At 27.4% G+C, this 12,636-nt stretch carries 13 protein-coding genes; 10 read left to right on the forward strand and 3 right to left on the reverse strand.

Translation table 11 applies throughout. From position 1 onward, the window contains the following. Positions 1 to 239: 239 nt before the first annotated feature. Positions 240 to 422, forward strand: a complete 183-nt coding sequence (locus ABDZ93_RS02010) for a hypothetical protein (RefSeq protein WP_343823161.1) — start codon at positions 240 to 242, stop codon at positions 420 to 422. A 46-nt stretch (positions 423 to 468) separates the two neighbouring features. Here the strand turns inward: ABDZ93_RS02010 and yfcE are convergent, their stop codons facing one another. Beyond that, complete coding sequence (gene yfcE / locus ABDZ93_RS02015) at positions 469 to 1,014, reverse strand: phosphodiesterase (RefSeq protein WP_343823163.1); 546 nt, start codon at positions 1,012 to 1,014, stop codon at positions 469 to 471. A gap of 150 nt (positions 1,015 to 1,164) precedes the next feature. On the opposite strand from yfcE, the gene ABDZ93_RS02020 reads away from it, so the two are divergent. The 3 genes from ABDZ93_RS02020 to ABDZ93_RS02030 are packed head-to-tail and all read left to right on the forward strand — an operon-like array spanning position 1,165 to position 4,284. Continuing rightward, a complete protein-coding gene (locus ABDZ93_RS02020; protein ID WP_343823165.1) occupies positions 1,165 to 1,416 on the forward strand; it encodes an NAD(P)H-dependent oxidoreductase subunit E in 252 nt (83 codons plus the stop codon). Further along, positions 1,407 to 3,107 (forward strand): [Fe-Fe] hydrogenase large subunit C-terminal domain-containing protein, encoded by a 1,701-nt coding sequence (locus tag ABDZ93_RS02025; RefSeq protein WP_343823167.1) that lies wholly within the window; start codon positions 1,407 to 1,409, stop codon positions 3,105 to 3,107. Before ABDZ93_RS02020 ends, ABDZ93_RS02025 begins: the two co-directional genes overlap by 10 nt. Position 3,108: 1 nt before the next feature. Then, positions 3,109 to 4,284, forward strand: coding sequence for a SpoIIE family protein phosphatase (locus ABDZ93_RS02030; protein ID WP_343823169.1), 1,176 nt, complete (start codon positions 3,109 to 3,111; stop codon positions 4,282 to 4,284). Between the two features lie 24 nt (positions 4,285 to 4,308). Here the strand turns inward: ABDZ93_RS02030 and ABDZ93_RS02035 are convergent, their stop codons facing one another. Further along, positions 4,309 to 4,956 (reverse strand): TIGR01906 family membrane protein, encoded by a 648-nt coding sequence (locus ABDZ93_RS02035; RefSeq protein ID WP_343823171.1) that lies wholly within the window; start codon positions 4,954 to 4,956, stop codon positions 4,309 to 4,311. A gap of 189 nt (positions 4,957 to 5,145) precedes the next feature. Here ABDZ93_RS02035 and hemA point away from each other — a divergent pair, with 189 nt between their 5' ends. The 4 genes from hemA to ABDZ93_RS02055 all read left to right on the forward strand — a co-directional run bounded on the left by hemA (position 5,146) and on the right by ABDZ93_RS02055 (position 9,949). Continuing rightward, positions 5,146 to 6,387, forward strand: a complete 1,242-nt coding sequence (hemA, locus tag ABDZ93_RS02040) for a glutamyl-tRNA reductase (protein ID WP_343823173.1) — start codon at positions 5,146 to 5,148, stop codon at positions 6,385 to 6,387. Between the two features lie 13 nt (positions 6,388 to 6,400). Then, the gene (hemL, locus tag ABDZ93_RS02045; RefSeq protein ID WP_343823175.1) at positions 6,401 to 7,675 is read left to right on the forward strand and encodes a glutamate-1-semialdehyde 2,1-aminomutase; all 1,275 of its coding nucleotides are present in this window, start codon (positions 6,401 to 6,403) and stop codon (positions 7,673 to 7,675) included. A 269-nt stretch (positions 7,676 to 7,944) separates the two neighbouring features. Next, the gene (gene nhaC / locus ABDZ93_RS02050) at positions 7,945 to 9,381 is read left to right on the forward strand and encodes a Na+/H+ antiporter NhaC (RefSeq protein ID WP_343823177.1); all 1,437 of its coding nucleotides are present in this window, start codon (positions 7,945 to 7,947) and stop codon (positions 9,379 to 9,381) included. Positions 9,382 to 9,505: 124 nt separating this feature from the next. After that, a complete protein-coding gene (locus tag ABDZ93_RS02055) occupies positions 9,506 to 9,949 on the forward strand; it encodes a ferritin-like domain-containing protein (protein WP_343823178.1) in 444 nt (147 codons plus the stop codon). Between the two features lie 97 nt (positions 9,950 to 10,046). Here ABDZ93_RS02055 and ABDZ93_RS02060 read toward each other — a convergent pair whose 3' ends face one another. Continuing rightward, on the reverse strand, positions 10,047 to 10,505 hold the full coding sequence (locus ABDZ93_RS02060; RefSeq protein WP_343823180.1) for a hypothetical protein: 459 nt from the start codon (positions 10,503 to 10,505) through the stop codon (positions 10,047 to 10,049). A gap of 272 nt (positions 10,506 to 10,777) precedes the next feature. Here ABDZ93_RS02060 and ABDZ93_RS02065 point away from each other — a divergent pair, with 272 nt between their 5' ends. Next, positions 10,778 to 12,019, forward strand: coding sequence for a patatin-like phospholipase family protein (locus ABDZ93_RS02065; RefSeq protein ID WP_343823182.1), 1,242 nt, complete (start codon positions 10,778 to 10,780; stop codon positions 12,017 to 12,019). 121 nt (positions 12,020 to 12,140) lie between these two features. Beyond that, a complete protein-coding gene (locus ABDZ93_RS02070; RefSeq protein WP_343823184.1) occupies positions 12,141 to 12,596 on the forward strand; it encodes a CBS domain-containing protein in 456 nt (151 codons plus the stop codon). Positions 12,597 to 12,636: the final 40 nt, after the last annotated feature.

The raw sequence follows: 12,636 nt of genomic DNA on the forward strand, positions 1-12,636 counted from the left end.
TCATTATAACATTACTTTTCATGTTATACCTACTCCATTTTTAATTATTTACAAATTATTTTTGTTAAGTATAAATATAGAATCCTATTTACAAAAAAGATCCCTTGAATAATTACTATATGTCTATCTTTTAAAATATTATTTAACCTAATTCAATAATTCTTTTTATCTATATAATTGAATAAATTATCTATGTTGTTATATAATTTATTTAGTAAATAACTATATGGAGGAATGATATGGAAATTCATATATTTCTAAAAGGGAAAAAAGAAGCTGAAATTTTTAAGGGAGATAGAATTGATGTCCTTGATTTTGAAATGGGTGGAGTTAAATATAAACAAGTGAGATACTTTAGAAATGGATTTAGTAAAAGTGAATTAATTGAATCTAGTATAATTGATAAAATAATTAAAAAGTAGAGGAAGCTTTAAAATGCTCCTCTTCTTTTTTAATATATAACATTATTTAGTTTAATACTATTTCTTTAATTATGGTGCCGTCTAATGTTTTTATATAGAACGTATCTCCCGCTACAACTCCATAGCTATGAGGATTATTTTCCTTTGGATAAGATATAGAACCTGGATTAATTATTGAAATACCCTCTTTTATGCTAAGCCCTAGTATATGTGTATGCCCATGTAACATTATATCTTCTGTAGATATATTCGGCATATTATTCTCATTATATATATGTCCATGAGTTAGAAAAAATCTTTTGTTGTTATATAAAACTACAGAATAATCCCCCATACATGGAAAATCTAATAACATTTGATCAACTTCCGAATCACAGTTTCCACGCACTGCAATTATTTTATGACTATATTCATTTAATATCTCTGCTACATCTTTAGGATTATACTCTTCAGGTAATGGATTTCTTGGCCCATGATAAAGTATATCTCCAAGAATTAATAAATAATCCCCCTCTTCTCTATTAAATATTTCTATAGCTTTTTTTGTATATTTTAAAGAGCCGTGAATATCAGAAACAATTACTAACCTCATTCTATTTCCTCCTATAATATATTTTATACTTATTATTTACCTTACTTCTATAACATTGTCAAATGCATAACAACATGTGATTGACGGTGTTTTACCAAAGTTCTATAATTTATTGTATAAGGTATATACAGATTAAGGAGGGATTTTATTTTGATTGTTAAAGTTTGTGTGGGAAGTGCTTGTTATGTAAGAGGTTCTCACAATGTTATAAACCGAATTAAGAGTTTAATAGAATTAAACAATTTAACAGATAAAATAGAATTAAAAGCTTCATTTTGTCTTGGTCATTGTACTGATTCAGTATGTGTTACGGTAGATGATAAAATTTATACTGTAAATGAAGATGAAGTAGATAAATTCTTTGAAGAATATATAATTAAGAGGGTGAATTTATGCAAGTAATGAATTTTTCATCAGCTAACTGTAAAAATTGCTACAAATGTGTACGTACTTGTACAGTTAAAGCTATAGAAGTATTAAATGATCAAGCTAAAATTCAAGAAGATAGATGTATTTCCTGCGGTCACTGTTTAGTAGTATGCCCTCAAAATGCTCGTCATGTACTTTCAGATATTGATGATGTAAAGGCAGCATTAAATAGCAATAAAACAGTTGTAGCTCAATTAGCACCTGCTTTTAGAGGAGTATTCTCTCATCCTCATAAATTGATAACTGCTCTAAGAAAATTAGGTTTTTCTTACATTGAAGAGGTTTCTATAGGTGCAGAACTAGTAACTCAAGAATATGAATCTAGGATTGATTGTAGTTCAAATAGCGAATTCATCACAAGTTGCTGTCCTTCCATAGTAATGTTAATCGAAAAATATTATCCTGAATTAATACCATTAGTTTTACCAGTATCCTCTCCTATGGTTGCCCACGGAAAAAGCATAAAACAAAGATATGAGGAATCTTATACTGTTTTTATAGGTCCATGTGTATCTAAAAAATACGAAGCTTTATCTGAATCTAATTTAGGATTTGTTGATTCTGTACTAACCTTTGATGAAATCAATGATTTTATAAAAGATAGTGATATAGACTATTTTCAACTAGAAGATGGAGATGTGGATTTTAGTGGTACAACTAGAGGTGATCGCTATCCTGTAGTTGGCGGAATATTAAATGCTATAAGGCCTACTATTGATAAAAAAGATTTAAATGTAATTAGAGTTCACGGTCTCGAAAATTGTAAAGTTATTTTAGAGGAACTTAAAAATAATACTTTAAAAAATGTGTGTATAGAATTAAGTGCATGTAATGAAAGTTGTCTTGGTGGTCCAGGCACACTATCTAATAATGAATCTGTATACACCAGACTTCAAAGAATTCAAGATTACTTAAAAACCCAAAATAATAAATCAAAAGTTATTAATATAAATAAATCTAATCTTACAAGAAATTATGAAAATAAAAAGATACACATGCTATCCCCTGAAGAAGATGAAATTAAAGTTCTTCTTAAACAAATGGGAAAATACACTAAAGAAGATGAATTAAACTGTGGTGCTTGTGGATATAACACCTGCGTTGAAAAAGCTATTGCCGTTTATAACGGAATGTCTCAAGTTGAAATGTGTGTACCTTATATGAGGTCATTAGCTGAAAATATGAATAGTGAAATATTTAAAAATTCACCTAATGCTCTAATTATAATTGATGATAACTTATTAATTAAAGACATTAATCCTTCTGGAAGAAAAATGTTTCTAAATTGTGAAAATGAAAGTGTAATAGGATTTCCTATAACTGAAATAATACATGACTTAGATTTTAAAAAAGTAGCTGAAACAAAAAAGAACATTTTAGGTAAAAAGGTATTCTATAGTCAATTAGATTTTCATGGATATAAAAGTATAATCTATATTAAAAATCACTCATCTTTATTGGTAACATTTACAGATATAACAGAAGAGGAAAGCAGAAAGTTAGAGTTAATTGAACTAAAGCATAAATCTATTGATGTTACCCAATCAATTATAAATAAGCAAATGATGGTTGCACAAGAAATAGCTAGCTTACTTGGTGAAACTACTGCAGAAACTAAAGTTGCTATCTTAGAATTAAAAAAAGTATTAGAAAAGGAAGACTAATATGAGAAAATATTACTTAGATGTAGCCAATATGAGTATGAATAAGCACGGGGAAGAACTTTGTGGTGACAATGTTGAAATTGCTAAAACAGAAGATGGGATTATAGTAGTAATGTCAGATGGTCTTGGCAGTGGTGTTAAAGCTAATATATTAGGAACTTTAACATCAAAAATTGCAGTTACTATGTTAAAAGAAGGAGCTACCATAGATGAAACTATAGATACTATAATTAATACATTACCTGAGTGTCAAGTTAGAAAATTAGCCTACTCCACTTTTACAATCGTGAAAATTAAAAATAGTGGCGAGGTGTATATGGTAGAATATGATAACCCTCCTGTTTTTCTTTTTAGAAATAATCGAAGTTGTGACATTAAAAAGAATAGACGTATAGTAAATGGTAAGGTTATTTTTGAAAGCAGATTTTACATGAATGAATCCGACGCCCTAGTTATTATAAGCGATGGAGTTGTACATGCTGGTGTAGGTGGGCTCTTAAATTTAGGTTGGGAATGGCCTCATATAAACAGATATCTCACTAATGTACTCCATAAAGAAGTGATTGCTCAAAATATATGTAGACAATTGTTAGAAGTATGTAAAGACTTATATGATAATAAACCTGGCGATGATACCACTGTAGTAACTATTAAGATAAGAAAGGAACAACATATATCTATCTTTACTGGACCACCTAAAATTAAAGACGACGATAGCGTTCTTATAAATCTTGTGAAAAATACCACTGGTAAAAAAATTGTATGTGGTGGCACTACAGCTAATATAATATCTAATGCACTGCACACTCCAATAGAAATAGACTTAAAGCATTATACTTCAGAGGTCCCACCCATGGGATATATGAAAGGTATAGACTTGGTTACAGAGGGTATACTAACTTTGAATAAAGTAAAAGATTTATTAAAAAATTATCTAACTGCTATTAAAAAGAACACTATACCCTGCACTATAAATGGCTCTGATGGAGCTTCTAGAATTACTAATATGCTAATTAATGAAGGTACCTCCATAGATATATATGTAGGGCAAGCAGTTAATCCAGCTCATCAAAATCCATCTTTTCCAGATGAATTTAATTTAAAAATCAAAATTGTTAAAGATATATCAAGATTATTAACTGCATTAGGTAAAAAAGTATGTATAACTTATCTGTAAGTTTAAAAAGATATTAGAATTTTTCTAATATCTTTTTAAATTATTTTTATTATAACTGTAATATGTCACATATAATATTACTCCAATGACTATACAAAGAATTCCAATGGCACCAGCACATAATGCAAAAAATTCTTCAGGAAGTATATTTATAATAGGATCTGTAATAGGATCAAAAATCCATTTATCATTATTAAAAAATATTTTATGGAATATTGTAAAGAAAAATTTAAAATTAGTGCTTATAACAATTGACGTTATAAGCGGAGTTATTATTGATATAATAGAGATATATTTTATATAGTTATAGCTTTTATAGATTCTAGTATACAGTACAAATAGTATTGTTAACATAATTGCTAAACTTAATATAGTAATCTTAGCTAAACTAAATAATTCTTTTACCTCTTTAAAATGAAAATCTCCTGCCTCTGATGATTCTAAAGATGGTAGTTCAAATTTATCATTGTTATTATATAACAAATAATCTATCACATAAGAATAATTTTCTTTCATCTCAACAATAGATAAACTTGTTCTTTCCTCCATATTAAATTTATTAATACTATAAGTATAAATAGGTTTTATACTTGTTACTATTAAAGTAGAGATAAGAATAATAAAAACAAAGCCTGTAATAGAAATAACAGTGTTTAAAATAAATTTTTTCATCATATTCCCCTTTCCTTTTACTAGTAGTATATATAATAAGATTTTATTATCCTATTTTATCATTGTCAAAAAAAATTTCATATAGTATAATTTTCTTGTTACAATATATGAGTTATGATAAGCCCACTTGTAGTGGGTTTTAAATTTGATTAAATAAAATTTAGTAATTTCATAGATTTGGGGGTAAAAATGATTCATTTAATTGGAATAAAGAAAGAACTTGATTTAATTTTAAGAGCTCAACTAGCAATATCCCAAGATAATATAGATGGAATATTACTAAAAATGAAAGAAACTATATGCGAGGAAGTTGTTATAATTAATACCTGTAATAGAACAGAAATATACTTAAAATCTTCCTTATCACAAAATAATATAATACAAGAAGTGTTCAAATCACTTAATTGGGATAAAGAATTTATTAAATATATATTTTACTCTAATGATAGTAAAGCTATAACTCACCTACTGGAAGTAAGTTGTGGTTTTCATTCGAAGATTTTAGGTGAAGATCAAATCTTAGGTCAAGTAAAAGATGCCTATATAAAAAGTAAAGAATTAAAAGTAATAAAAGCTTCTTTTGATAAGCTATTTTCAATGGCTATTAGTTGTGGAAAAGAGTTTAAAACTGAAAGTAAACTACATAAGACACCTGTATCCTATTCATCTATAGCTGCTAAAAAAGCTCTAGACCAAGGTTGTAAAAGCATATTAATATTAGGCTTTGGTAAAATGGCACAATTAACTTTAAATTATCTTATAGGAAAACAAGATATCTTAGATAAAATATATATAGTGGTAAGAAATACAGATAAAGTTATTAATCATAGCACTATAATTAAAAATATAGAATTAACTGTAAATAAAAAGATTGAAATTATATCCATTGATAAGCTAGTTGACACTTATAAATACATAGATGCTTTAATATGCTGTACTGCATCCCCTACTCCCCTTGTTTTAAAGAAAGATCTACCTTCTCAATCAATGTTAATTTTTGATCTTTCCTTACCAATTAATGTAGAGGATTCTTGTAGTGAATTAAAAAATGTATGTTTATTTAATTTAGATAATCTTCAAAATGTAGATAAAGAAAACAAGATTCAACGCAGAAATATTATGAATTCAAATAAATATATAATAAATAAATACTACGATGAATATGAAAATTTTTTAAAGTTAAAGTCTTTAGGCGGTATAATTAAAGATGTTAAAGATGAAGGTCAATTACTTGTAGAAAATAACCTTAAAACTTTTAAGAATAAAAAGTATACTAAAGATAATGACAAGCTTGTAGCCACTCTTTTAAAAAGTAGTGCTAACACATATATAAATCGTGCCATTGAAGTTTTGAAAGAAGAAACTTTAAAAGGAGATAATGAGGACGTCTACAAGCTAATAGAACGTATTTTTCTAAATAAAATTAATTAGGAGGAAGAGCTTAATGAATAATAAAACTATATTTGAAGAAAGCAAAAAGTATATTCCTGGAGGCGTTAATAGTCCAGTAAGGGCACTTAAGGATATGGGTATCACCCCTCCTATAATAAAATCTGGTATGGGTTCTAAAATATATGACGAAGAAAATAAAGAATACATAGACTTTGTTGGAGCCTGGGGACCTATGATCTTAGGACATTGTAATTCTAGAGTTGTTAATGCTATAAAAAACACCACAGAAACAGCGATAGCCTTTGGTGCACCAACAAAATTAGAACTAGACTTAGCAAAACTTATATGTGAAACTGCTTCAATTGATATGATTAGAATGGTTAACTCTGGTACCGAAGCTACAATGAGTGCAATTAAATTAGCAAGAGGCTATACTAAAAGAAATAAAATTGTAAAATTTGCTGGTTGTTATCATGGCCACTATGATGGATTTCTAGTTAGTGCAGGTTCTGGAGTTATGACTTGTGGCATACCTGGCAGTGCTGGCATACCTAAAGAACATGTAGAGCATACAATTGTTGCAAATTATAACGATATAGATAACTTAAAAGAAATATTTACTGTTTATAATAATGATATAGCTTGTGTTATTATTGAACCTATTGCAGGAAATATGGGAGTTGTTAGACCATCTATAGAATTTATTGAGAACTTAGATAAACTTTGTAAAGAAAACGGTACTTTATTAATATTTGATGAAGTAATGTGTGGTTTCCGAATTGCATATAAAGGTGCAAGAGAGTTATTCCCAAATGTGACACCTGATCTTATCACCTATGGTAAAATTATTGGAGGTGGCCTACCTTGTGGTGCTTATGGCGGAAGACGTGAAATTATGGAACTACTTGCTCCATTAGGCCCTGTATATCAAGCCGGAACTATGTCAGGTAATCCTCTTGTTATGGCGGCTGGAATAGCAACTGTAAAAGAGTTATACGAAAATCAAAACATATATACTCATATAGAAACCATAGGAACAAAGTTAGAAAATGGTATTAAAGAAATTTCAAAAGAAAAAGATATAAATATAGTGATTAATAGAATTGGTGGAATGATGACTGTATTCTTTACAGATTTAAAAGAAATTAATAATTACGAAGATGCTAAAAGTTGTAATACAGATTTATTCAAAAAATATTTTATGCATATGTTAGACAAAGGAATTAATTTACCTCCATCACAATTTGAAGCAATGTTCCTATCAACATGTCATAGCGATGATGATATAAATAAATTTCTTACAGCCTTCAAATCATTTAATATATAAATGTATAATTATGAAATTTTTCATAAAAAAGAGTACAAATTTTTTTTGTACTCTTTTTTATAAAGATAATATGAATATAATTTTAAAATAAATTTCATAAATCAATTATATAAGCTATTTATAATAAGATTTTCTCAATACAATGCATAATATCAATGACCATTATGTTTAGTTTTAAAATTTTCTGAATAGTATTGCAATTATAATTATACTGATATATAATTAATTCAATTACTTTAATTGGAATTTAATATAGGAGTGTGTTGTTAATGAAAGAAAAAAAACAAAAATCTAGTAAGATAGCTTCCCCCCCTAGCAAACCAAAAGTTTGGCAAGCTCTAATACCTATTTTAGTTCTTATTGTTTCTCTATCTATTGCAATTATATTATATGATTCAAGTCCACATATTCCATTAATAATTGCAGCTATAGCTGCAACTATTACAGCTTTATGTATTGGATTTAAATGGGAAGACCTAGAAAAAGGATTTATAGATACTATTCAAATGTCGATGCAAGCAATTATAATACTTATGATAATTGGAGTTTTAATTGGTGCTTGGATATTAAGTGGTACCGTTCCAACAATGATTTATTACGGACTTAAGATTTTATCTCCAGGTATATTCTTAGTAGCTACATGTATAATATGTTCTATAGTTTCATTAGCCACTGGAAGTTCGTGGACAACTGCCGGTACTGTAGGTATTGCACTTATAGGAGTAGGTATTGGTTTAGGAATCCCTACTCCAATGATAGCTGGTGCTATAATATCTGGTGCATATTTTGGAGATAAAATGTCACCGCTTTCTGATACAACTAACTTAGCTCCTGCTATGGCTGGTTCTACTTTATTTGATCACATTAAACACATGTTTTATACTACAACACCAAGTTTAATAATTTCTCTTATACTATTCGCTATACTTGGAATGAAATATGCAGGTCAAGAGCTAGATGTTTCTAAACTCAATATAATATTTGATGGCTTGAAAGCTTCTGGAGTAATTAACCCTATACTATTACTACCACCAGTAATAGTAATAGTCCTTGTTGTTAAAAAAATGCCTGCAATTCCTGGTCTAATAATAGGTGTTGTTGCAGGAGTTATTTTGGCAATTTTAGTACAAGGTGCTAATTATGGTGATATAGTTAATGTTTTAAATGATGGATATGTAAGCGAAACTGGAGTTGAAATTGTAGATGACCTACTAACTCGAGGTGGCCTTCAAGGTATGATGTATACCGTTTCTTTAATTATATGTGCTATGACCTTTGGTGGTATAATGGAGAAAGCCGGATTCTTAAATGTACTTGCTGAAAAGTTACTTAGACTTGCCGTTAATACAGGTTCTCTTGTACTAATTACTATAATTTCTTGTATTGTTGTTAATATACTTGCTGGAGATCAATATTTATCTATAGTTATTCCAGGTAGAATGTATAAAGATGAATATGCTAAACGTGGATTAGCACCTAAAAACTTATCAAGAGCTTTAGAAGATGCTGGAACTCTTACATCTCCATTTATTCCATGGAATACATGTGGCGCATTTATGTCTACTACACTTGGCGTATCCTGTTTCTTATATGCACCATTCTGCTTCTTAAATTATATAAATCCTATAATATCGATAGTTTACGGATATACAGGATTCTCAATGGAAAAACTAGAAGAATCAGAAAAAACAGTTATTGAATCTTAACCTATTATAAAAAGGCCTTATATTCAATGGCCTTTTTGACCTTTTAAAATATTTTGTAGTATGAATAATGTCAATACCACTTAGGCAATAATATAATAAATATTATTGCAAGGAGTTGATTTTCTTGGATAAAAAATATATAGTTAATAGTTTAAATGAATTATTACATGGTATATATATCGATATAAATACTTTTGAAAATTACATTAAGAATTCTAAAAATGAAAATGTTATTTCTCAAATATCTAAAGTTCTAAATGACTACCAAAAACACGCATTAAGAATATGTAAAATAATAACTAACTTAGGTGGAAAACCTATACAAATTGATAATTTTACTAATGTATATTCATACGTTAATAATGATACTACAATTATTGATGAAGAGGTTTTAAAAAAAACTTGTGAAGCTACAAATAACGTATTAAATTTAGGCTGTAAACTAATATCAGATCCCAATTTTATTAATCGTGAAAGCTATACTACTATAAATTTAATGAATAAAGATTATCAAAAACATATTAATCATATTGAAAGGCATGAATTATATAGCAGTAGTTTTCAATAAGAATCTTAAAATAATTTCAATATATTATACTTCCTAAAAACAAAATGACCTATTAGTATTAATTTAATAAAATACTAATAGGTCATTTTAATATACATTATCTCTTTTTATTAATCTTTTTCCCAATAATATATCCTATTAAAAGTCCGGTTCCTAACGCAAGAGCAGACTTTACTTTTTCAAACTTAATTTCAGCATCTGAAACAGGTTTTACATTATTAATTATAACTGTATCTTGATCTAAAGTATCTATATTGGGATATATAAAAGCTCCTACTAAGCATAAATGGTTAAATCTCTCTTCAGAAAAATTTTTAGATAAGTCTTTAAGGGTTTTTAAAAAGTAATCTTTAGTCCACTTATTATCCTCTTCTAATTTTGCACCATCGTGAATTTCAAATAATCCCTCAGTATTTTCTTTAGCATAATTTAAAGCATTTATAATTTTTTCTGAGTTTTCCGGCTCGATTCTTAAGTATTCAATTAATGCTTTTCTAATTTCTTCAATACTATTCAATTTAACTGCTTCTTCTATTAAATTTAAATTTATTTCCATAACTAATCTCCTTCTTACATTGGTTATTATTGAAATTTCTCAGCATTTAAAATTTATATCATTGTAGATAGTTTATTATATACTATAATTTCATTGTTAGTATATAATAATTATATAATTATTTACATAAAAGTTCAACGTATAAATAGCAATAAATAGTATATATAATATAATTATTGTAATAGTTATCAAATTCGACTCACTTAGGATATTATAATAGTAGATAGCATTATATTTAAATTAATTTTTCCAATTAAAGGAGTGTTTATAGTTTGAATAGTTATGGTTTAGTTTTAGGCGGTGGTGGTTCTAAAGGAGCTTATGAAGTTGGAGTATGGAAAGCCTTAATAGAATTAAATATAGATATATCTGTAGTAGTTGGAACTTCAATTGGAGCTATTAATAGTGCTTTTATATGTAGTAATAATTATAAGAATTTAGAAGAATTATGGTTATCAATAGATTTTTCAACTTGCTTCTATGTGGATGATAATTTTTCTGTAGATGAGAATCTATCCTCTAAAAACATTCCAAAATTGATTAAAAATGTTATATCTAATAGAGGTTTGGATAATACCCCTTTAAAGAGTCTATTACAAAGCTATTTAAATGAAGATATAATAAGAAATTCATCTATAGATTTTGGTATAGTTACCCTTAGTATGTTTCCTCTCAAACCAATAGAAATATTTAAAACTGATATTCCTTATGGAAAAATTATTGACTATATAATGGCAAGTTGCTCTCTACCTGGTCTAAAACACATGGTTATTGATGGCGTTACTTTTTTTGATGGAGGTATGTATAATAATGTTCCAACTAGTATGCTTTTAAATAGTTCGTGCTCTACTATAATTCAAGTGGATATTGACGGCCCTGGATTTAAGCGAAAATTTAATAATAAAAATAATATACCTATAATAGAAATTAAATGTAGTGAAAGCCTTGGTCCAATTATTAATTTTGATGGTCCAAGAATTAAACGAAATATAAAATTAGGCTATTTAGATACATTAAAAGCTTTTAATCATTTGATAGGACAAAACTATTACTTTTTTAAAGATGAAGTTTCAAAAGGATTACTAAAAGATATTGATGATACCGAATTAAACATTATAATGAATTCTGTAGACTTTAATAATTCCATCTATGACCATTTAAAATTATTAAGAGCTATAAAAAGAATTAAAAATTTTTCAGGTATAATATCTAGGAATCATATTAATATTATTATGGCTATGGAAATTGCTGCTGAAGTTATAGAAATAGAAAGGTGTGCTATATATAGTTATGATGAATTACTAAATAAAATATTAGAAAAAGTAATTTTGTTGAGACAAGATATAGATAATAAAGAAATATCATTAAAGGATCATTTTATATTAAGCAATTGTGATATTTTAAATATTTCTAAATCTACGATAGCTTTTAGAAACACCTTAGCACTTACATTTCCTAAAAAGTTTATCGCTCATATGTTTTTGTGTTTAATAAATTATAGGATTAATTCATAGCATTACTTGTTCTTAATTTATTAAAAACTTTACTCTCTTTTAGTCTGAAAATTATGTTATAATTAAAATGTAGCTTTTTAGTATACTTATTGAATATTGATTTAATGGAGGATGATAAAATATGAACATTGCCTTTTTTCTAACTCCTAAAAGCGAAGTAATTTTTGAAAAGGTTAGTTCTACTATGCGAAGAGCAATGGAGAGAATGGAATATCATAGATATACTTCTATACCTTTAGTAGATGATAAAGGAAAATATGTAGGTACTTTAACAGAAGGTGATCTTCTTTGGAAATTAAAAAATTCTTCCGAATTAAGCTTAAAAGACACAGAAAATGTTTTAATAAAGGACATACCAAGACATTTTAAAGATAAACCTGTATCAATTAATTCTGATATAGAGAGTTTAATACTTGTTGCTAAATCACAAAACTTCGTTCCAGTGGTTGATGACTCAAATATATTCATTGGAATTATAAAAAGAGGCGATATAATATCATATTGCTATAAGAAATTATTTGAAGAAGAAAATAGTGACGAGTTTAGCGAATTTAAAAGCATGTCAAAAATAAGTTAATAAGTATCACTTAAATTTAAAAACCCTTTAATGATAAAAA

The sequence above is a fragment of the Clostridium subterminale genome (assembly GCF_039521425.1).
In the GTDB taxonomy this organism is placed as follows: domain Bacteria; phylum Bacillota; class Clostridia; order Clostridiales; family Clostridiaceae; genus Clostridium_J; species Clostridium_J subterminale.